The organism is Streptomyces sp. NP-1717 (assembly GCF_022695985.1).
Classification (GTDB): domain Bacteria; phylum Actinomycetota; class Actinomycetes; order Streptomycetales; family Streptomycetaceae; genus Streptomyces.
On sequence record NZ_JAAPBF010000117.1, the window covers coordinates 1 to 21,620 of the forward strand.

Consider the following 21,620-nt stretch of genomic DNA (forward strand, 5'->3'; position numbering starts at 1 on the left):
GACCTGCGCCCGTGGCGCGTCCGGGGTCGACGAACGTGTCGGCCAGCGGGTCCGGGTAGGCAGTCGCGGGCGGTGTCGGCGGGGCGGCGGCGTACGGCGCGGCGGACGGCGGCGCGAAGGAGTCGGGGACGAAGGTGTCCGCGAACGGGTCCGCGCCCGCGGGGCGCCCCGCCTCGTAAAGAGGAGGCGACGGCGGGGCGATGCGCGGCGGGACACGCGCCGCGCCCAGTGGCGTACCGAGTGGCAGGGCCGACGCCGGGGGAGAGGCCGGATCGGAGGCGGACCGCTGGCGTGGGAACCGCTGCTCGAACTCCACCCGCGGCAGGCCCGCCGTACCCGGCAGCGGTTCGCGGGTCAGGTCGCGGCGCTCCGCCTGCTCCGGCTCGGGGATCTCGCGTACGCCTCCGGTCAGGTGGAGGATCTTGTCGGCGATACGGCGCTGGACCGGACGCGGCAGCAGCCGTACGGAGACGGCGCCGATGACGCCCAGGAGCGCCAGGCAGTACAGGGTCATCACCCAGGTCGCGGCGGCACGTCCCGCGTACAGCCCGTGCATCAGGGCGAAGCACCAGGCCGGGTAGGCGAGCATGTGCAGCGCGCGCCAGCGGCCGGCGACCTGGCCCGGGACGGCGAAGGCACTGCGCAGCGCGCCCGTCGAGGCGGCGACGACCATCAGGAGACCGGCGAGCGAGCCGAGGCCGATGAGGCCGCTCGTGCCGGTGATCCCGAGGCTGAAGGGCAGCACGGCGCCGATCAGTGCCACATGCCCGAGCGAGACCTTCACCGTGGCGTGCAGCAGCAGGAAGCCGAGGGAGGCCATCGCCGTGAACCGGTGGATGCCCTGGGCGAGCAGCCGGTGGCGCGGGGAGAGCAGCAGCCGGTCGGTGGCCATGAGTCCCCAGGCGACGGCGGCCGTCAGGGACACCAGTGACAGGACACCGGTGGTGAAGTCGAGCATCGCCCGGAATCCCTCACTCCCCGCGACGGCGAGGAGCGGGACGAGGACGAGCGCGGCGACCGACAGCCCTCCCTGGACCGAGCGGCTCATGCCGTGGCTCGGGGGAAGGGATGAACGGATCTTGTGAAAGTTCATAGGGGCAACTCCGAATGGCTCGGCAAAGCGGACCCGTTGCCGCATGCTAAGTCGCTCCATACCGGGCAGTACGCCGTTTGCGGGTTTACCGAGCGGACGGAGCGTCAACTGCCCCTGGGGATGCCCCGGATAGGGTCGATACGCGGGGTAACTCGGGCGCCGAAGGTTCGATGAATCACATAGAGGTCAATGGCCTGTTCCCGACTCGAACGATCCTGTATGGCCGTCGAACGTCCCGTCGCTGTCGCGAATCGCCGCCGGCGCCGCCGGGCCGTACTCTCCGTACCGCCACGAATGCGGCATGCGAGCCCTGTGTCCGCTGCGGTACCCTGCTCGCATGCGTGCCGTACGCCTTCTGCTTAGCGAGCCGCGCTGATCAGTACCGACGGATGACGGATCCGGTCGGAATCAGCGTGGCTGCCCCCTCCTGTGCGAGGGGTTTTTTCATTCCCGCGGCAGAGACGATCGATGGAGCTTCAGAGGACATGAGCGAGACGAATCCGGCCGCCGCCGGCGCGGAGACGACCGCACCGGCCGCGCCGCACCGCTACACGGCCGCCATGGCGGCCGACATCGAGGCACGCTGGCAGGACTTCTGGGACACGGACGGCACCTACGAGGCGCCGAACCCGGTGGGCGACCTGGCCGGCGACGCGGCCGTCGTCGAGCGTCCCAAGAAGTACGTCATGGACATGTTCCCGTACCCCTCCGGGACCGGACTGCACGTCGGACACCCACTCGGCTACATCGCCACCGACGTCTACGCCCGCCACCAGCGCATGAGCGGGTACAACGTGCTGCACACGCTGGGCTTCGACGCCTTCGGCCTGCCCGCCGAGCAGTACGCGATCAGCACCGGCACCCACCCCCGGGTGTCGACCGAGGCCGCCATGGAGAACATGACGCGGCAGCTGCGCCGGCTGGGCCTGGGGCACGACAAGCGGCGCTCGGTCGCCACGATCGACCCCGACTTCTACCGCTGGACGCAGTGGATCTTCGTACAGATCTTCAACTCCTGGTACGACCCCGAGGCCGACCGGGCCCGCCCGATCACCGAGCTGGTCGCCCGGTTCGAGAGCGGCGAGCGCGCGACGCCGGACGGCCGGAGCTGGAGCGAGCTGAGCGAGAACGAGCGCGCCGACGTCCTGGGCGGCTACCGCCTGGCCTACGCCTCCGACGCCCCCGTCAACTGGTGCCCGGGGCTCGGCACCGTCCTGGCCAACGAGGAAGTCACCGCCGACGGGCGCTCCGAGCGCGGCAACTTCCCGGTCTTCAAGTCCAAGCTGCGCCAGTGGAACATGCGCATCACGGCGTACGCGGACCGGCTGCTGGACGACCTGGACGCGCTGGACTGGCCCGACGCCATCAAGCAGCAGCAGCGCAACTGGATCGGGCGCAGCGAGGGCGCGCGCGTCGACTTCCCCGTGGGCGACGCCGGTGCCATCACCGTCTTCACGACCCGTCAGGACACCCTGTTCGGCGCCACGTACATGGTCCTGGCGCCGGAGCACGAGCTGGTCGAGAAGATCGTCCCGGCCGCCTGGCCCGAGGGCACGCACGACGTGTGGACGGGCGGTCACGCGACGCCCGCCGACGCCGTCGACGCGTACCGCAAGCAGGCCGCGGCCAAGTCCGACGTCGAGCGGCAGGCCGAGGCCAAGGACAAGACGGGCGTCTTCACCGGTGGCTATGCCACCAATCCGGCCAACGGCGAGCGGATCCCGGTCTTCATCGCGGACTACGTCCTGATGGGATACGGCACCGGCGCGATCATGGCGGTCCCGGCGCACGACAGTCGTGACTTTGCGTTTGCACGCGCTTTCGAACTGTCGATGCGCTGTGTCGTGGAGCCGAAGGACGGCCGGGGCACCGATCCCGCGCAGTGGGACGACGCGTTCGTCGCGTACGACGCGACAATCGTCAACTCGTCGGCCCCCGCCGTCACCCTGGACGGTCTGGGCGTCGTCGACGCCAAGGCGAAGATCACCGAATGGCTGGTCACCGAGGGTATCGGCGAGGGCACCGTCAACTTCCGGCTGCGCGACTGGCTGTTCAGCCGGCAGCGCTACTGGGGCGAGCCCTTCCCCGTCGTCTACGACGAGGACGGCATCGCGCACGCGCTGCCCGAGTCGATGCTGCCGCTGGCGCTGCCCGAGGTCGACGACTACTCGCCGCGCACGTTCGACCCGGACGACGCGGACACCCGGCCCGAGACACCGCTGTCGCGCAACGAGGACTGGGTCTTTGTCGACCTGGACCTGGGCGACGGCAAGGGCGTACGGCGCTACCGCCGTGAGACCAACACCATGCCGAACTGGGCCGGTTCGTGCTGGTACGAACTGCGCTACCTGGACCCGCACAACACGGAGAAGCTGGTCGACCCCACCGTCGAGCAGTACTGGATGGGCCCCCGCGAGGGCATGCCGCACGGCGGTGTCGACCTGTACGTGGGCGGCGCCGAGCACGCCGTACTGCACCTGCTGTACGCGCGCTTCTGGTCCAAGGTGCTGTTCGACCTGGGGCACGTCTCGTCGGTCGAGCCGTTCCACAAGCTGTACAACCAGGGCATGATCCAGGCGTTCGTCTACCGCGACAGCCGCGGCATCGCGGTCGAGGCGGCCGAGGTCGAGGAGCGCGAGGACGGCCACTGGTACCGCGGCGAGAAGGTCAGCAAGCTGCTGGGCAAGATGGGCAAGTCGCTGAAGAACGCCGTCACTCCGGACGAGATCTTCGCGGAGTACGGCGCCGACACCCTGCGGCTGTACGAGATGGCCATGGGCCCGCTGGACGTCTCACGGCCGTGGGACACCCGCGCGGTGGTGGGCCAGTACCGGCTGCTGCAGCGGCTGTGGCGCAACGTCGTGGACGAGGCGACCGGAGAGGTCACGGTGCTCGACGTCCCCGACGCCGACATCGACGTGACGACGCTGCGCGCCCTGCACAAGGCGATCGACGGCGTCGGCCAGGACATGGCCGCGCTGCGCTTCAACACCGCCATCGCCAAGATCACCGAGCTGAACAACCATCTGACCAAGACGGGCGCGCCGGTCGCCCGATCGGTCGCGGAGCGGCTGGTGCTGCTGGTGGCGCCGCTGGCGCCGCACGTCGCCGAGGAGCTGTGGCGCAAGCTGGGGCACACCGGCTCGGTCGTGCACGAGCCCTTCCCGGCCGCCGATCCGGCGTATCTGGTGGACGAGTCCGTCACCTGCGTCGTCCAGGTCAAGGGCAAGGTCAGGGCGAGGCTGGAGGTCTCCCCGTCGATCTCGGACGCGGACCTGGAGGCGCTGGCGCTGGGCGACGCCGCGGTGGTCGCGGCGCTGGGCGGCGCGGGCATCCGCAAGGTGATCGTGCGGGCGCCGAAGCTGGTCAACATCGTGCCCGCGTAGTCGTCGCGCGCGGTCGTGCCCGCACGGGCCCCGGGCGGGGTCTGTGCGGGGTCGGTGCGGGGTCCGTGCGGGTCTTATGGGGCTTCGCGGGGCCCGTGCGGGCCTCTCGTGAGGCCGGGGCGGGCCCCGGCCGGGCCAGGCGTGGGGCACAGGGCTTTCCCTTACGGGCAGTTTGAGGGTTCGGGCGGAACCCTCAGGCTGCCCGTTCCGTTTACGGTGGAGGTACCGACGTCGACACCGGAGAGGCATCCACCATGGAGGCCGTGCTTTTGATCGTGGCGCTGCTCTTTGTCGCCTTCGTGGCCTTGGGCGTGTATGTGGGCGTCAAGGCGGTCCGCGCGGCCAAGCGGGGTGTGGACCGTACGATCACGCAGGCCCGCCGGACCGTCGAGGACACCACCCTGAGAGCCAAGAGCCTCGGGCAGACCGGGGTCACGGCCGAGCTGGCCCAGCTCCGGCTCTCGCTGCGCACGTCCATGCGTGCCACCCAGGAGGCGCTCCGGGCCAACGAGGCGGAGGACGCCTCGCTGTCGGAGTCGCTGAACCTCTTCCAGCGGCTGAGTGTGCACGGGCGGGAGCTGGACGACGAGCTGAGGCGGCTGGAGCGGGACCCGGACCGGGCGACGATCTCGCAGCGACTCCCCGAGCTGCGGGACCGTACGGAACGGATCACGAAGTCGGCCGACTCGCTGCGCTGGGCGGCCAGGGACCGGGCGCGGAAGTTCTCCGAGGACGAGCTGACGCTCCTGAGCGAGCAGATCGACGTCGAGTCGGGCGCGCTGCGGCACTGGTCCGCGGTGGAACCGGAGTCGGGACCGCACACGCGGACGGGGCCGGTACGGCCGCAGCCCATGGAGTGGCCGGAGCCGGAGGCGACCACCCCGGAGCAGGCCGGGCAGCCCGGCGGACGTACGGCGCGACCGGAGGGCGCGGAGCCCACACTCGCGGACCAGACATGGCCCGCGCCGCCGCCGGCCGCCGAGAGGCCGCAGGCGATCGATCCGCCGGACCCCCGGCAGACGACCTATCCGTGGCAGGAGAAGTCGGCGCGGCCGGAGACGACGAACTGACCGCTGCCGTGTGAGTCGCACCGCGATAGTCGCTCCGGGTGCTCCCGGATGAGTTCACCGCCGACGGGCGGTGGTTGCGGGTGTCCGGACGGGGCACACGCATGGCGGGTGGCGGGCCGTCAGAGGTATGGACCCGCCGACATCGAGAACGTGGAAGCAGGGAAGAGGGCGGAAGCCGATGGGGACCTCTTCGAATTCGTCCGGCGAGGCGGGGCCGGGCTCCCGACCGGTGGTCGCGGCGGGTAACCTCCCGCTCATGTCCCGCCATGTCGCGATCGTCACCGATTCAACGGCCTACCTGCCGCCGCAGGCGATGGAACGCCATGGCATCACCGCGGTGCCGCTGACCGTGGTGCTGGGCGACCGGGCACTCGAAGAGGGCACCGAGATCTCGGCCAGATCGCTCGCACTCGCGCTGCAGAAACGGCGCTCCGTGACCACCTCGCGGCCGAGCCCCGAGGTCTTCGCCGCCGCCTACCGGGCCGCCGCCGAGGCCGGCGCGACGGGCATCGTCTCGCTGCATCTGTCGGCGGAGTTCTCCGGGACGTACGACGCCGCGGTCCTCGCCGCACGCGAGGCGCCCGTGCCGGTACGGGTCGTGGACACCGGCATGGTGGCGATGGCCCTCGGCTTCTGCGCCCTGGCGGCGGCCGAGACCGCGGAGTCGGACGGCTCACTGGACGAGGCGGTGGCGGCGGCCGAGAAGCGGGCCGCAGGGACGTACGCGTACTTCTACGTCGACACGCTCGACTACCTGCGGCGCGGCGGCCGTATCGGCGCCGCGCAGGCGCTCTTCGGCTCGGCGCTCGCCGTGAAGCCGTTGCTCCAACTGGACGGCGGCCGGATCGAGTTGCTGGAGAAGGTACGGACGGCGTCGAAGGCGATCGCGCGCCTCGAGGAGATCGTCGCGGACCGGGCGGGCACCGGACAGGTCGACATCGCCGTACACCATCTCGCGGCGCCCGAACGGGCCGCCGCGCTCGCCGACCGGCTGCGGGAGCGGTTGCCGGGCCTCGCCGAGCTGCATGTGAGCGAGGTGGGCGCGGTGATCGGGGCGCACACCGGGCCGGGGCTGCTCGGGGCTGTGGTCTCACCGCGCTGAGGGCCTTGCGGGCGGAAGCGCGCTGCCGGAGCGCGCCGCGGAAGCACTCGTTCGGGTGGCCGAGTTATCCACAACTGGTGAGTTGTCCACCGTAATTCGGCCTCCTCGGCGGGATCGGCCGGGAGTGCCTACCGTCTGGCGCATGACTCTCCGATCACGCTCCGTGACCAGTGGCCCCGGTCGATCCTCGACGTCCGACGGCCGCGCCCGCCGTACGTCCTGCGCACCGCGCCCGCGCCACCGGCGCGCGGGGACGACGCCGGCGACCGCCGCGCTGCGCCGTCGCGCCGATGCCATGTTCGCCGTCACGTCGGGCGCCGCGACGGCTCCCGGAGCCGGGGGGCTCGCCGACGCGGGGGCGGTGAGGACGGCCGCGACGCTGGGCGCGAGCCCGCCACCGGCACCGGCGCCGGTCCCGGCTTCACCACCGGCTCCGAACCCGTCTCCGGCCCCGGCCCCAGCCGCGTCGCCAACCCCGTCCGGGGCGGCGGTCGGTGGCGCCGCCGCCGGCGGCACCGTGCCGGCGGGCGGGCGGCGGGAGCGGGCATGGCTCGCCCTGCGGGACCGGTTGCCGGTGTGGGTGCAGCTCAGATGCGGGCTCGAACCGAAGACCCTGGCGGCGCTGACGGTGGTGCTGGTGGTCGCCGCCGTCCTGGCGGTCCAGCACTTCTGGTCCGGCAGGCCCCAGCCGGTCAGCGCGCCGGAGACGGTCCGTGAGGAAGTGGCCGCGACCGGCTCCGCGCGGGAGCCGGAACCGTCGCCGGGAGCACCTCCACCCGCTGCCGCCGCGTCCTCCGCCAAGCGCGTCGTGATCGATGTCAGCGGCGAGGTGCGCAGTCCCGGCGTCCACCGGCTGCCCGCCGGGTCGCGGGTCACCGACGCGCTCCGGGCCGCCGGGGGAGTCGAGCCGGGCGCCGATCTGACCGGGCTCAACCGGGCGCGTGTACTGGTGGACGGCGAGCAGGTGGTCGTGGGCGGCCCCGCGCCACCGGGACAGGCCGCGCCGGGCGGCGGAGCGGCCGGACCGGGCACCGGCGGCGCGGATCCCGGCGGGGCGCCGGTGAGTCTCAGCACGGCCACCGTGGAACAGCTCGACACCCTTCCCGGCGTCGGCCCGGTGCTCGCGCAGCACATCATCGACTACCGCACCCGGCACGGCGGTTACCGGTCCGTCGACGAGCTGCGCGAGGTCAACGGCATCGGCGAACGCCGGTTCGCCGACATCGAGCCCCGTGTACGGCCGTGACCCGCGCGGCCGTACACGCCGCGACGGGGCATCCGCTGGGTGCCGCGGACCCCCGCCAGGAGGGCCCGGCCGATCTGCGGCTGGTCCCGCCCGCGCTGGCGGCCTGGGCCGCCGCGGCCCTGGCGACGGGCGCACCGGGTGACTGGACCGCCGGCGCGGTGCTGGCCGGGCTGGCCCTGGCGGGTGTGCTGCTGGTGCGGGCGGCTCTCGTACCGGCGCGGCGCGGGCGCAGAGCGGGTGCCGGGGCGAGGGACGTGCGGCGGCGGGTGAACGGTGTCGCGGTCGCCGCGGTGCTGCTCTGCGCCGCCGCGGGGGCGGGATCCGCCTGGCTGCACGGCGCCGACCGGACCCGGGGCCCGGTGCCGGGACTGGCCGAGCGGTACGCCCGCGTCACCGTGGACCTGACGGTCACCTCCGACCCGCGTCCCACCCGGCCGAGGGTCCGGGGCGACTCGCTCTCGGCCGCCGGTCTCGTCCTGGACGCCGACCTCACACGCGTGACGGCCACGGACGGAGCCGTCACCACCCTCCGTACACCTGTGCTCGTCTTCGTCCAGGCCGGAGGCGGCGCCGGGGCCTGGCAGCGGCTGCTGCCGTCCACCGGGCTCAGGCTGGCCGGGCGCCTCGCGCCGCCGCTGGAGGGCGACGTGCGGTACGCGGCGGCGCTACGGGTGGAGGGGAGCGGGCCGCCGCGGGTCGTACGCCCGCCGACCGGCCCGCAGCGCACGGCGGGAGACCTGCGCGCGGGGCTGCGGGAGGCGACGGAAGAGCTCCCGCCGGACGCCCGGGCCCTGCTGCCCGGACTGGTCGTCGGGGACACCTCGCGTATCCCGCCCGAGCTGCACGACGCGTTCACGGCGACCGACCTCTCCCATCTGCTCGCCGTCTCCGGAAGCAACCTGACGATCGTCCTCGCCCTGCTCATCGGCCCTCCGGGTCTCGCCCTGAGGGCCGAGCGGCGCGGACTCGCCCCGCGTCTGGGGATCTCACTGCGGTCGACCGCCGTGTTCGGCGGGGCGCTCACGCTCGCGTTCGTGGTGGTCTGCCGGCCGGAGCCGAGCGTGCTGCGGGCGGCGGCCTGCGGGCTGATCACGCTGCTCGCCATCGGCACCGGCCGGCGCAGATCGCTGCTCCCGGCGCTGGCCGCCGCCGTACTGCTCCTCGTCCTCTGGGACCCGGCCCTGGCGCGCAGTTTCGGCTTCGTGCTGTCCGTGGCCGCCACGGGGGCGCTGCTCACCATCGGGCCGCGCTGGAGTGCCGCGATGCAGCGGCGCGGTGTGCCGCCCCGGCTCGCCGAGGTACTGGCGGCGGCCGCGTCGGCGCAGGCCGTGTGCGCACCGGTGGTGGCGGTGTTCGCCGCGCGGGTCAGTCTCGTCGCGGTCCCGTGCAACCTGTTCGCCGAACTGGCCGTGGCGCCCGCGACGGTGCTCGGGTTCGCGGCGCTCGCCACGGCGCCGGTGGCCATGCCGGCGGCCGAACTGCTGGCCCGGTGCGCGGGCTGGCCGGTCGAATGGATCGCCTCCGTCGCCCGCACCGGCGCCTCGCTGCCGGGAGCCGAGGCCGAGTGGCCCGGCGGCTGGCGGGGCGGGGCGCTGCTGGCGGGTATCACCGTCCTCGTCGTCTGCGCGGTACGGCGGATACGCGGCCCCTGGGTCGCGGCGGGCTGCGTGGTGCTCCTGCTGCTGGCGATCCTGCGGCCGGCTCCCCTCACCCGGATGGTCACCGGCTGGCCGCCGCCGGGGTGGGCGCTGGCGATGTGCGACGTCGGCCAGGGCGACACGATGGTCCTCGCGGCGGGTGACGGCGCGGGTGTGGTCGTGGACGCCGGACCCGATCCGAAGCTGGCGGACCGCTGTCTGCGGGACCTCGGGATCACCCGCGTACCGCTGCTCGTGGTCAGTCACTTCCACGCCGACCATGTCACCGGGCTGCCCGGGGTGCTGCGCGGCAGGAGGGTCGGTGCCATCCAGACGACACCCCTTCAGGAGCCGTGGGAGCAGAGCGCGTTCGTGCGGCGCACGGCGGAGGCCGCGGGCGTGCCGCTGGTGCGTGCGACACCCGGGGAGCGGCGCCGGGTCGGGCCGCTCGACTGGCGGGTGCTGTGGCCGAGGGCGGGGCCGGGGCTGGGTGCGGGCGGGCCGAACGACGCGAGCGTCACCCTGTTCGTCAGGACGGCGGGCGGTACGACCCTGCTGCTGCTCGGCGACCTCGAACCGCCCGCCCAGCAGGGCCTGTCGAGGGACCATCCGACGCTGCCGCCGGTGGACGTGCTGAAGGTCGCCCACCACGGTTCGGCGTTCCAGGACCCCGGACTGCTGCGTACGGTGCGGCCCCGGCTGGCCCTGATCTCCTGCGGCAGGGACAACCCGTACGGCCATCCGTCACCGCGCACGGTGGGTGCGCTGCGGGCCGGGGGAGCGGTGGTGATGCGTACCGACACCGACGGCGCCGTTGCGGTGACCGGCGCGGGGGAGGGGCTGCGGGCCGTGGCGCGCGGGCCGGGATGACCGGGCGGACGACCGTGCCGGCCGCCCCGTACCGGTCGTTCGGACGACGACGAACGACGCATGGTGGGAAGGGGGGAGCCGGGCCAGACTGAGTCCATGGACACCTCCCGGACCATCTCCGACTATCTGCGCCGCATCGGCGCGGACCGGCCCGCCGTACCGGACGCCGCGGCGCTGAGGGATCTTCAGGTACGGCATCTGCGGACCGTGCCGTTCGAGAACCTGTCCGTGCATCTGGGCGAGGAGATCGTCCTTGAGGAGGGGGCGCTGGCAGCCAAGGTCGTGGACAGGAGGAGGGGAGGTTTCTGCTACGAACTCAACGGCGCCTTCGCGGTGTTGCTCCGTGGGCTCGGCTTCCGGGTGACGCTCCTTCAGGCCCGGGTGTTCACGGCGGACGGGGGTCTGGGCATCCCGTACGACCACATGACGCTGCTCGTCGAGACGCCCGCGCCCGCCGGGTCGGGGCGCGACACGGACCGGTGGTTCGCCGATGTCGGCTTCGGCAGTCACAGCACCCATCCGCTGGCCCTCGACGAGCGCGGTGACCAGGAGGACCCCGCCGGCACCTTCCGGATCGTGCCGGGCCCGGACGGGGACCTCGACGTCGTACGGGACGGCAGGCCCCAGTTCCGGGTCGACCGACGGCCGCGCGCGCTGGCCGACTTCACCGCCGGGGCCTGGTACCACCGGACCTCGCCGGACTCCCATTTCACCCGGTCACTGGTCTGCTCCCGGAACACCGACGACGGCCGGATCACGCTCACGGGCAGCACCCTCATCACCACCGTGGGCAGCGACCGGAACGAGCGGCCGCTGGAGGGCGACGCCGAGATCCTCGCCGCCTACCGGGACCACTTCGGACTGGACCTGGACCAGGTCCCCCGGGTCGGGACCGTAGGCAGGAGAGAGGGACGCAGTTGGACGTCGGGCACCTGCGGTTGAGGGGACTCACCCCTCGGCCGGGGCTTCGAGCCACCCCTCGTACTCGGCCGCGAAGGCGTCCAGCGCCGTGGGGTCGAGGCGGGATCCCGCGTCCTCGATCACGACCAGCCACTGCGCGTCCTCGGCGTCGTCCTCGCCGGCCAGGGCGTCCCGTACGAGCTGGGGCTCCTCCAGCACGCCGAAGCGGTCGGCGAGTTCGCCCGCGACCTCCTCGGCGGCGTCGCGGTCGGGCAGCACCAGTACATGTCGAACATCGCTCACCCGGTCATTCTCCCGTACGCGGTGCTGTCGGTGGGCCGTGGGATGCTGGACCGCGATGGCCACCAGGAAGACTTCCCCAGACGATCCGCTCGCCCCTCTCACGCTCGCCGTGGGCCAGGAGGACCTGCTGCTGGACCGTGCCGTCCAGCAGGTCGTGGCGGCGGCCCGCGCCGCCGACCCGGACACGGACGTGCGCGACCTCCCCTCCGACCAGCTCCAGCCGGGCACCCTCGCCGAGCTGACGAGCCCGTCGCTGTTCGCGGAGCGCAAGGTCGTCGTCGTACGGAACGCGCACGACCTCTCGGCGGACACGATCAAGGACGTCAAGGCGTACCTCGACGCACCGGCCGAGGAGATCACCCTCGTCCTGCTGCACGCGGGCGGGCCCAAGGGCAAGGCGCTGCTGGAAGCTGCCCGCAAGGCCGGCGCCCGTGAGGTGCTCTGCGCGAAGACGACCAAGCCCGCCGAACGGCTGGGCTTCGTACGGTCGGAGTTCCGCGCGCTGGGACGCTCGGCCACGCCCGAGGCCTGCCAGGCGCTGGTCGACTCGATCGGCAGCGATCTGCGGGAGCTGGCGAGCGCGGTGTCCCAGCTCGTCGCCGACGTCGAGGGCCCGATCGACGACGCCGTCGTCGCCCGCTACTACACGGGCCGTGCCGAGGCCTCCAGCTTCACCGTCGCCGACCGGGCCGTGGAGGGCCGCGCGGCCGACGCGCTCGAAGCGCTGCGCTGGTCGCTGTCGACCGGTGTCGCGCCCGTACTGATCACCAGCGCGCTCGCGCAGGGCGTGCGCGCCATCGGCAAGCTGTCGTCGGCGCGCGGCGGCCGGCCCGCGGACCTCGCCCGTGAGCTGGGCATGCCGCCGTGGAAGATCGACAGGGTGCGCCAGCAGATGCGGGGCTGGACCCCGGACGCGGTGGCGACGGCGCTGCGCGCGGTCGCGGAGGCCGACGAAGGCGTCAAGGGCGGCGGCGCCGACCCCGAGTACGCGCTGGAGAAGGCGGTCGTCACCATCGCCCGCGCGGCCCGCGCCGGCCGCTGAGGGCTGCCCCGTCACCATGCCGAAGGCCCCGGTACGCCGTACCGGGGCCTTCGTCGTCAAACCTGGCCGGATCCGCACCCGCGTGGCGAACGCAGTCGTGCACGGATCCGAAGACACCGGTCAGGAGCGGTAGAGAGGGCCCGCTGAGTCCGTTCCGGCGGTTGGAATCAAGAGTGAGCAGACAGCGCTCAGCCCTGCAGGGCGGCAACCTTCGACGCCAGCGCCGACTTCTTGTTGGCGGCGGCGTTCTTGTGGATGACACCCTTCGAGGCGGCCTTGTCGAGCTTGCGCGACGCCTCGCGGACGGCCACGTTGGCCGCCTCGACGTCACCGGCGACGACAGCCTCGCGGGCCTTGCGGATCGCGGTCTTGAGCGACGACTTGACGGCCTTGTTGCGCAGGCGCGCCTTCTCGTTGGTCTTGTTCCGCTTGATCTGGGACTTGATGTTCGCCACGAAATGCCTTTTCAGGTTCGATGATCTTTGAATGAGCGCCCGTGCCGAGACAGCAGCAGACACAGCCGCCCACGCTACCAGTCACCGTCCGACCGGCCCAAACCGGGCGCAGCCCCGTACCCGTGGGACGATGGAGCCTACGTATCGATCCGATGTCGACCCGAGACGAGACGCCGCGCGTCTCAAGAATCAGGACCCTGCGTGCCCGCGACCCCTACCAACGTGCCCGAGCCGAGCCGTACGGACCCGGCGCTGCTCCGTAATTTCTGCATCATCGCGCACATCGACCACGGCAAGTCGACGCTCGCCGACCGGATGCTCCAGCTGACCGGCGTGGTCGACCAGCGGCAGATGCGCGCTCAGTATCTCGACCGGATGGACATCGAGCGCGAGCGCGGCATCACGATCAAGTCCCAGGCGGTCCGGCTGCCGTGGGCCCCCAACGAGGGTCCGGACCAGGGCACGACCCATGTCCTGAACATGATCGACACTCCGGGCCACGTGGACTTCACCTACGAGGTGTCCCGCTCGCTCGCCGCCTGCGAGGGCACGATCCTGCTGGTGGACGCCGCCCAGGGCATCGAGGCGCAGACCCTCGCCAACCTCTATCTGGCGATGGAGAACGACCTCACCATCGTTCCGGTGCTCAACAAGATCGACCTGCCGGCCGCGCAGCCCGAGAAGTTCTCCGAGGAACTGGCGAATCTGATCGGCTGCCAGCCCGAGGACGTCCTGAAGGTCTCCGCCAAGACCGGTGTCGGCGTGGACGTGCTGCTCGACCGGGTCGTCAAGGACGTGCCCCCGCCGGTCGGCGTCGCGGACGCCCCGGCGCGCGCGATGATCTTCGACTCGGTGTACGACTCCTACCGGGGCGTCGTCACGTACGTCCGTGTCATCGACGGCCAGCTCAACAAGCGCGAGCGCATCCGGATGATGTCCACCGGCGCCACCCACGAACTGCTGGAGATCGGCGTCTCCTCGCCCGAGATGACCCCGGCGGACGGCCTCGGCGTCGGCGAGGTCGGCTATCTCATCACCGGGGTGAAGGACGTCCGGCAGTCCAAGGTCGGTGACACGATCACCTCGTTCAGCAAGGGCGCGACCGAGCCGCTGGGCGGCTACAAGGACCCCAAGCCGATGGTGTTCTCCGGCCTCTATCCGCTGGACGGCTCGGACTACCCCGAACTGCGCGACGCCCTCGACAAGCTCCAGCTCAACGACGCGGCGCTGGTGTACGAGCCGGAGACCTCCGCGGCCCTCGGCTTCGGCTTCCGCGTCGGCTTCCTCGGGCTGCTGCACCTCGACGTGATCCGGGAGCGGCTGGAGCGTGAGTTCAACCTCGACCTGATCGCGACCGCGCCGAACGTGGTCTACCGGGTGGAGATGGAGGACGGCAAGGAGCACACCGTCACCAACCCGAGCGAGTTCCCCGAGGGGAAGATCGACTCGGTGCACGAGCCCGTCGTCCGGGCCACGATCCTGGCGCCCAGCGAGTTCATCGGCTCGATCATGGAGCTGTGCCAGACCCGCCGCGGCACGCTCCTCGGCATGGACTACCTCTCCGCCGACCGGGTCGAGATCCGCTACACCCTCCCGCTCGCCGAGATCGTCTTCGACTTCTTCGACCAGCTGAAGTCCAAGACCCGCGGTTACGCGTCGCTGGACTACGAGCCCACCGGCGAGCAGAGTGCCCAGCTCGTCAAGGTCGACATCCTGCTGCACGGCGACAAGGTCGACGCCTTCTCCGCCATCACGCACCGGGACCAGGCGTACGCGTACGGCGTACGGCTCGTCGCCAAGCTCAGGGAACTCATCCCGCGCCAGGCATTCGAGGTGCCCATCCAGGCGGCCATCGGCTCCCGGGTCATCGCCCGCGAGACGATCCGCGCCATCCGCAAGGACGTCCTCGCCAAGTGCTACGGCGGTGACATCTCCCGGAAGCGCAAGCTGCTGGAGAAGCAGAAGGAGGGCAAGAAGCGGATGAAGATGGTCGGCAGTGTGGAGGTCCCGCAGGAGGCGTTCATCGCGGTGCTCTCCAGCGACGAGTCGTCGGGCAAGAAGAAGTGACCGAGGCCGTACCCCGTCGGCGGTGACCGGGACGAGACCACCGGGAAGCGATGACCGGGAAGTGACTCGTGAGTAGGGCCGGTCGGGCCCGTGCGCTCAGGCGCCCGGGCCCGACCGGCGTTCACGGGTCCGGTTCGTTATGAAGCGACTGCACGCGTCCTCTTACGCACCGGGCGGGCGCGCTCTAGTCTGATCACTGCTCGATGGTTACTCACCAGTTAAACAACAAACCAGTCGCGCAAGCTTTGCGGGGCCCGGAGGACGTCGTGAGCGACACCAAGACCTTGATCGAGAACAGGCCGCCGTCGGTGGCGGGCCTTTTCGTTGAGCGCGTGGCGGCCACGCCGGACGCCGAGGCCTACCGCTATCCCGTATCTCCCGCCTCGGGCCAGGGCCCCGACGACTGGAAGTCCCTGAGCTGGGGCCAGGCGGCGGTCCGCGTGTACGCGATGGCGGCCGGTCTGATCGCGCTCGGCGTACGGGCCGAGGAGCGCGTCGCGCTCGCCGCCGCCACCCGGGTCGAGTGGATCCTCGCCGACCTCGGGGTGATGTGCGCGGGCGCCGCGACCACCACGGTCTACCCCTCGACGAACGCCGAGGAGTGCGCGTACATCCTCGCCGACTCCGACAGCCGCGTCCTGATCGCCGAGGACGCCGCCCAGCTCGCCAAGGCGCGCGAGCGCCGGGCCGAGCTGCCGAACCTCGCGCACGTCGTGGTGATGGAGACGGCTGACGCGAAGTCCGCCGAGGGCGACCCGGACGGCTGGGTGCTCTCGCTCGCCGAGCTGGAGGAGCGCGGGACGAGATACCTCCAGGAGCACCCCGGGGTCGTCAAGGAGCGGGTCGGCGCGATCAGGGCCGAACAGCTCGCCACCCTCATCTACACCTCGGGCACCACCGGCCGCCCCAAGGGTGTGCGGCTGCCGCACGACAACTGGTCGTACATGGCGAAGGCCATCGCGGCCACCGGGCTCATCACCAAGGACGACGTGCAGTACCTCTGGCTGCCGCTCGCGCACGTCTTCGGCAAGGTGCTCACCTCCGGCCAGATCGAGGTCGGCCACGTCACCGCCGTCGACGGGCGGGTCGACAAGATCATCGAGAATCTGCCGGTGGTGCGGCCCACCTACATGGCCGCCGTGCCGCGCATCTTCGAGAAGGTCTACAACGGGGTCGCGGCCAAGGCGCGCGCGGGCGGCTCCGCCAAGTACAAGATCTTCCAGTGGGCCGCCGGTGTCTCGCGCGAGTACGCCAAGGTCAGCCAGGACAACTTCCGCCACACCGGCACCGCTTCGGTGCCCTTCGCCCTCGGCGCCAAGCACACCGTCGCCGACAAGCTCGTCTTCGCCAAGCTCCGCGAGGCGTTCGGCGGCCGGCTGCGCGCCGCGATCTCCGGATCCGCCGCGCTCGCGCCCGACATCGGCTTCTTCTTCGCCGGCGCCGGGATCCACATCCTGGAGGGCTACGGCCTGACGGAGTCGAGCGCCGCGAGCTTCGTCAACCCGGGCGAGGCCTACCGCACCGGCACGGTCGGCAAGCCGCTGCCCGGCACCGAGGTCCGCATCGCCGACGACGGCGAGATCATGCTGCGCGGCCCCGGCATCATGGACGGCTACCACGGGCTGCCCGAGAAGACCGCCGAAGTCCTCGAATCCGACGGCTGGTTCCACACCGGCGACATCGGCGAGCTGTCGGTCGACGGCTATCTGCGGATCACCGACCGCAAGAAGGACCTGATCAAGACCTCCGGCGGCAAGTACATCGCGCCGGCCGAGGTCGAGGGCCAGTTCAAGGCGGTGTGCCCGTACGTCTCCAACATCCTGGTGCACGGCGCCGACCGGAACTTCTGCACCGCGCTCATCTCGCTGGACGAGGCCGCCCTGCTCGGCTGGGCCGCGGAGAACGGCATGGAGGGCGCCTCGTACGCCGACATCGTCGCCTCACCGCGGACCCAGGAACTCGTCGAGGGCTATGTGAAGGAGCTCAACGAGGGGCTTCAGCGCTGGCAGACGATCAGGAAGTTCCGGCTGCTGCCGCGCGACCTGGACATCGAGCACGGCGAGCTGACACCGAGCCTGAAGCTCAAGCGGCCCGTCGTGGAGCGGGAGTACAAGCACCTGCTGGACGAGATGTACGCGGGAGCACGGGAGGCGTAGAGGCGTCTACGCGTCGTACATGAGTACGCGGGCGGGGCTGTCGGCCGGGAACTACGGCTGAGGGCTCCGTCCGCGTCGTAATTCCCGCAGTATGTTCTCCAGCCCGGCCACATGAGCGCGCAGCGCCGCCAACTCGCCGGGGCCGCGCAAGGTGTTCGCGTCACCGGCACCCTCTGCGTCACCGTCGTCCGCACCGGCGCCGCCGTCGCCGGGCTCGCCGAGCATGGACCCGATCGCGGAGAGCCGGTGCGCCATTTCCGCGAGCTGTACGTGATCCCGGGCGAGCAGGGCCTCCAACTGGCGGTTCTTGCGGTGCAGTTCGAGGAAGACGGTCGCCTTGGCGCGCAGCACCCACGGGTCGAACGGCTTCGGGATGAAGTCGGCGGCACCTGTCGCGTAGCCGCGGAACGTGAAGCCGCTGTCGGGATCGCTCCCGGTCAGAAAGATGATCGGGACGTCCTTGGCCTGATCGAGGCGCTTGATGCCGGCGGCGGTGTCGAAACCGTCCATGCCCGGCATCCGGACGTCCAGCAGGACCAGGGCGAACCGCTCCCGGCGCAGGGCCCGGATCGCCTCCTCGCCCGAACGGGCCCGTACCAGCGGCACGTTGAGCGATGCCAGCACCGCTTCCAGCGCGAGAAGATTCTCCTCCATGTCGTCGACGAGAAGGATGCCCGCGCGGTCGGTGACCGGTGTGTCGGAGGGCGGTTCGGTGGGTATCGGGTTGCTCATCGTGGGTGGCGTCCGAGTGCGTGATGGCCGGGTGCGGGGAATCCGGGTGAGTGGTGATCCGAGGGTGCGGCGGCCGTCAAGTGGCGCCTGAGCTCGTTCTTCGTTCACTTCTTCGCCCATTTTCGATGACTCGACGCTTATGGGCACGCTCAGTCTGTCACTCTGTCGGGGTGGTAAGCGGCGCAACGAGAGAAACAACCAGGAGCCGCACGTGGGGCCTATAGGGGACCGTTGGAACGTGGACGATCCGGAAGTGCTGAATCCGGCTCGGAGCCGGGCGTTCCGGAACGACGAGCGACGCACGGCACGCACGAGCCTGCCGGGGAACCCGCTCGCCCCGTCCGCCGCGCGCCGTTTCGTGCGCGCGGCGCTCGCCGAGTGGACCAGCCTCGGGCTGCTCACGACCTGTGCCCTGTGCCAGGGCGACGAGGCGTGCCCGCCGGGCGGGCACAGCACCGACGTGCTGGCCGACGACGCGGTGCTGATCGTCGACGAACTCGTCACCAACGCCGTCGTGCACGCGGGCACCAACGTGGAGCTGCTCTGCCGCCTCGAAGCACCGCCGGAGCCGGACGGCGAGAGACCCGGCGACCTACCGGGGGCCGGGTCCGGCGACGACACGGCCGCCGAGCGGGCGCCCGCCGCGCTCGTCGTCGAGGTGTCCGACCACCACCCCGCCCGCTCCGTACGCAGCGACGCGCACGGCCCGGCGAGCGACGGCTCCCCCGAGTACGGCCGGGGCCTCCAGCTCATCGCAGCCCTCACGGAACGCTGGGGCATCACCTACCGCACCGGCCTCAAGACCGTCTGGGCCCGCCTCCCGCTCTCCGGGCCGGCCGCCGAAGAACAGGCGGGCAGCGGCGCCGACGGAGCCGTGGCGGTCAACGGGGTCGTCGGCGAACCCGCTCTCCGGCGCGGTCTGCGCGCCGCCGAGATCATCGCCCCCGCACCGCGCGGAACGGCGCGCGAGGACCCGGACTGGATCAGCCGGGGCGCCCTCTCCTTCCTCGCCGAAGCCTCCGACCTGCTGGCCGGACAGCTGGACGAGGACCTGGTCGCCGCGCTCGCCGGACAGCTGCTCGTCCCCCGTATCGCCGACTGGTGCGCGATCTGGCTCGACGGCGAGGGCGAAGGCCACGGCAGGGCGGGCGCCGCACCGCGACTCGCCCGCGTCTGGCACGCCGACGAGTCCCGCATCGAGTTGCTGCGCGCCCTCCTGGAGAAGGAACCGCCCAGGCTGCTCGACTCCCCGCACGCCCAGGACGGAACGGGCTCGGGCCCCGGGCGGAACGTTCCTGTACCCGTCCCCTGGCCCGGCTCGGGCCAGACCGGCGCCCACGACGGCGCGGCCGTCTCCTGCCGGCTCGTCGCGGGCGACCGCCCGCTCGGCACCCTCGTCCTAGGACGGCGGCGGCTCGCCCGGATGCCCGACGAAGTGACCGCGCTCATCGAGGACTTCGCCCGCCGGGTCGCCCTCGCGATCGGCGCCGCCCGCCGCTACACCCGGCAGGCCACCATCAGCCGGATCCTCCAGCGCGGTCTGCTGCCCAGCCAGGTCGCCCGGATCCCGGGCGTCGAGAGCCACCTCGTGTACGAGCCCGCCGACGACGGCGTGGTCGGCGGCGACTTCTACGACGTCTTTCCCGCGCCGCCCGGCGGACGCTGGTGCTTCATGCTCGGCGACGTCCAGGGCAGCGGCCCCGAGGCCGCCGTCGTCACCGGCCTGGCCCGGCCCTGGCTGCGGCTCCTCGCCCGCGAGGGGTACGGCGTCGGCGAAGTCCTCGACCGGCTCAACCGGCTCCTGCTGGACGACGCGATGGAAGCCGCCGAGGCCGCCGCGCTCATGGTCGCCGTCGCCGGCGGCCAGGATCTCTCCGGCGGTGAGAGCGGTATGCCCGGCCTCAGCGACCTGGGCCCGATCGGTGACATCCGCGACATCGGCAAGAGCCTCGACGACGGCCGGGGCGGCGGGCTCGCCGACGGCGGCCAGTCCCGCTTCCTGTCCCTGCTCTACGGCCAGCTGGAGCCGCTGCCCGGCGCCGGCGCCCGCTGCACCCTCGCGAGCGCCGGCCACCCCCTGCCGCTGCTGCTGAAGCCCGACGGGACGGTACGGGCCGCTGCCGAGCCGCAGCTGCTCCTCGGGGTCGACGAGAACGTCGCCTACGAGAGTCTCAGCTTCGACCTGGAGTCGGGGGACACGCTCCTGTGCGTCACCGACGGTGTCACCGAGCGCCGCTCGGGGCGGCGGCTCCTGGACGACGAGGACGGCCTCACCACGATCCTGGCGGGGTGCACGGGACTGAGCGCGCAGGGCGTCGCCGAGCGGATCAGGCGCGCCGTGCACGACTTCGACCCGAGCCCGCCCTCGGACGACCTGGCCATGCTGGTGCTGCGCGCGGTGTAGGGCGGGCCGGCGCACCCGCGCCGTGCGGGACACTGGGGGCATGCCTTCCGCCCTGCCCGACGGTGACCCCATGCCCGAGTCCGGCGCGCTGCCCCCGCACGCCCTCCAGGGCGCGGCGGACCGGCCGCTCGGGTTCTACCTGCACGTGCCGTACTGCGCCACCCGCTGCGGCTACTGCGACTTCAACACCTACACGGCGACCGAGCTGCGCGGCTCGGGCGGCGTGCTGGCCTCCCGCGACAACTACGCCGACACCCTGACCGACGAGGTCCGGCTCGCCCGGAAGGTGCTCGGCGACGACCCCAGGCCCGTCCGTACGGTCTTCGTCGGCGGCGGTACGCCCACGCTGCTGGCCGCCTCCGACCTCGTACGGATGCTGGGCGCCGTACGCGACGAGTTCGGCCTCGCCGACGACGCCGAGATCACCACCGAGGCGAACCCGGAGTCCGTCGACCCGGCGTACCTCGCGGAGCTGCGCGAAGGCGGCTTCAACCGGATCTCCTTCGGCATGCAGAGCGCCAGGCAGCACGTCCTGAAGGTCCTCGACCGCACGCACACCCCCGGACGGCCCGAGGCGTGCGTGGCCGAGGCCCGGGCGGCCGGGTTCGACCATGTGAACCTCGACCTGATCTACGGCACCCCCGGCGAGAGCGACGACGACTGGCGCGCCTCGCTCGCGGCGGCGGTGGGCGCCGGGCCCGACCACATCTCGGCGTACGCGCTGATCGTCGAGGAGGGCACGGGGCTCGCCCGGCGCATCCGGCGCGGCGAGGTCCCCATGACCGACGACGACGAGCACGCCGACCGCTATCTGATCGCGGACGAGACGCTGGCGGCTGCGGGGTTCTCCTGGTACGAGGTGTCCAACTGGGCCACCGACGACGCCGGGCGCTGCCTGCACAACGAGCTGTACTGGCGCGGCGCGGACTGGTGGGGCGCGGGGCCGGGCGCGCACAGCCATGTCGGCGGGGTCCGGTGGTGGAACGTGAAGCACCCCGGCGCGTACGCGGCGGCGCTCGCTCAGGGGCGGTCGCCGGGCGCGGGCCGGGAGGTCCTCACGGAGGAGGACCGGCGCGTCGAGCGGATCCTGCTGGAACTGCGGCTGTCGGACGGCGTGGAGCTGTCACTGCTGCGGCCTGCCGGGCTGGCGGCGGACG

General features: G+C 72.2%; 15 protein-coding genes. 11 read left to right on the top strand and 4 right to left on the bottom strand.

The window, feature by feature from the left end:
- On the bottom strand, nt 1–1,093 hold a 1,093-nt coding region (locus tag GXP76_RS22035), incomplete at its 3' end, for a hypothetical protein (protein WP_374362042.1).
- 485 nt (nt 1,094–1,578) lie between these two features.
- On the opposite strand from GXP76_RS22035, the gene leuS reads away from it, so the two are divergent.
- From leuS to GXP76_RS22065, 6 genes are all read left to right on the top strand, one after another.
- Nucleotides 1,579–4,479, top strand: coding sequence for a leucine--tRNA ligase (gene leuS, locus GXP76_RS22040; RefSeq protein WP_242573302.1), 2,901 nt, complete (start codon nt 1,579–1,581; stop codon nt 4,477–4,479).
- A gap of 254 nt (nt 4,480–4,733) precedes the next feature.
- Nucleotides 4,734–5,549, top strand: a complete 816-nt coding sequence (locus tag GXP76_RS22045; protein ID WP_242573303.1) for a hypothetical protein — start codon at nt 4,734–4,736, stop codon at nt 5,547–5,549.
- A 256-nt stretch (nt 5,550–5,805) separates the two neighbouring features.
- Entirely contained in the window at nt 5,806–6,651 is an 846-nt protein-coding gene (locus tag GXP76_RS22050; protein ID WP_242573304.1) for a DegV family protein, read from the top strand.
- 142 nt (nt 6,652–6,793) lie between these two features.
- On the top strand, nt 6,794–7,897 hold the full coding sequence (locus GXP76_RS22055) for a ComEA family DNA-binding protein (RefSeq protein ID WP_242573305.1): 1,104 nt from the start codon (nt 6,794–6,796) through the stop codon (nt 7,895–7,897).
- Nucleotides 7,894–10,404: a ComEC/Rec2 family competence protein gene (locus tag GXP76_RS22060; protein WP_242573306.1), complete on the top strand. Its 2,511-nt coding sequence runs from the start codon at nt 7,894–7,896 to the stop codon at nt 10,402–10,404. The genes GXP76_RS22055 and GXP76_RS22060 overlap by 4 nt, the downstream gene beginning before the upstream one ends.
- Nucleotides 10,405–10,500: 96 nt before the next feature.
- The gene (locus tag GXP76_RS22065; RefSeq protein ID WP_242573307.1) at nt 10,501–11,346 is read left to right on the top strand and encodes an arylamine N-acetyltransferase; all 846 of its coding nucleotides are present in this window, start codon (nt 10,501–10,503) and stop codon (nt 11,344–11,346) included.
- Between the two features lie 6 nt (nt 11,347–11,352).
- On the opposite strand, the gene GXP76_RS22070 is transcribed toward GXP76_RS22065, so the two are convergent.
- Nucleotides 11,353–11,607, bottom strand: a complete 255-nt coding sequence (locus GXP76_RS22070; protein WP_242573308.1) for a hypothetical protein — start codon at nt 11,605–11,607, stop codon at nt 11,353–11,355.
- Between the two features lie 55 nt (nt 11,608–11,662).
- Here GXP76_RS22070 and holA point away from each other — a divergent pair, with 55 nt between their 5' ends.
- Complete coding sequence (holA, locus tag GXP76_RS22075) at nt 11,663–12,649, top strand: DNA polymerase III subunit delta (protein ID WP_242573309.1); 987 nt, start codon at nt 11,663–11,665, stop codon at nt 12,647–12,649.
- A gap of 188 nt (nt 12,650–12,837) precedes the next feature.
- On the opposite strand, the gene rpsT is transcribed toward holA, so the two are convergent.
- Entirely contained in the window at nt 12,838–13,104 is a 267-nt protein-coding gene (gene rpsT / locus GXP76_RS22080) for a 30S ribosomal protein S20 (protein ID WP_078077403.1), read from the bottom strand.
- Between the two features lie 201 nt (nt 13,105–13,305).
- Here rpsT and lepA point away from each other — a divergent pair, with 201 nt between their 5' ends.
- A complete protein-coding gene (lepA, locus tag GXP76_RS22085; protein ID WP_242573310.1) occupies nt 13,306–15,171 on the top strand; it encodes a translation elongation factor 4 in 1,866 nt (621 codons plus the stop codon).
- A gap of 266 nt (nt 15,172–15,437) precedes the next feature.
- Complete coding sequence (locus GXP76_RS22090) at nt 15,438–17,327, top strand: long-chain fatty acid--CoA ligase (RefSeq protein WP_242573311.1); 1,890 nt, start codon at nt 15,438–15,440, stop codon at nt 17,325–17,327.
- A gap of 51 nt (nt 17,328–17,378) precedes the next feature.
- Here the strand turns inward: GXP76_RS22090 and GXP76_RS22095 are convergent, their stop codons facing one another.
- On the bottom strand, nt 17,379–18,059 hold the full coding sequence (locus GXP76_RS22095) for a two-component system response regulator (RefSeq protein ID WP_242573312.1): 681 nt from the start codon (nt 18,057–18,059) through the stop codon (nt 17,379–17,381).
- 253 nt (nt 18,060–18,312) lie between these two features.
- Here GXP76_RS22095 and GXP76_RS22100 point away from each other — a divergent pair, with 253 nt between their 5' ends.
- Both GXP76_RS22100 and hemW read left to right on the top strand, forming a co-directional pair.
- Entirely contained in the window at nt 18,313–20,463 is a 2,151-nt protein-coding gene (locus tag GXP76_RS22100) for a SpoIIE family protein phosphatase (protein WP_242573314.1), read from the top strand.
- A gap of 40 nt (nt 20,464–20,503) precedes the next feature.
- Nucleotides 20,504–21,620: radical SAM family heme chaperone HemW (gene hemW, locus GXP76_RS22105; protein WP_242573313.1), on the top strand; the 1,117-nt coding region annotated here is incomplete at its 3' end.

Bases quoted from the DNA above. Each gene is read 5' to 3' on its own strand.
- GXP76_RS22095 (WP_242573312.1), bottom strand. From the start codon at position 18,059: ATGAGCAACCCGATACCCACCGAACCGCCCTCCGACACACCGGTCACC.
- leuS (WP_242573302.1), top strand. From the start codon at position 1,579: ATGAGCGAGACGAATCCGGCCGCCGCCGGCGCGGAGACGACCGCACCG.
- GXP76_RS22050 (WP_242573304.1), top strand. From the start codon at position 5,806: ATGTCCCGCCATGTCGCGATCGTCACCGATTCAACGGCCTACCTGCCG.
- GXP76_RS22065 (WP_242573307.1), top strand. From the start codon at position 10,501: ATGGACACCTCCCGGACCATCTCCGACTATCTGCGCCGCATCGGCGCG.
- holA (WP_242573309.1), top strand. From the start codon at position 11,663: ATGGCCACCAGGAAGACTTCCCCAGACGATCCGCTCGCCCCTCTCACG.
- GXP76_RS22055 (WP_242573305.1), top strand. From the start codon at position 6,794: ATGACTCTCCGATCACGCTCCGTGACCAGTGGCCCCGGTCGATCCTCG.
- GXP76_RS22045 (WP_242573303.1), top strand. From the start codon at position 4,734: ATGGAGGCCGTGCTTTTGATCGTGGCGCTGCTCTTTGTCGCCTTCGTG.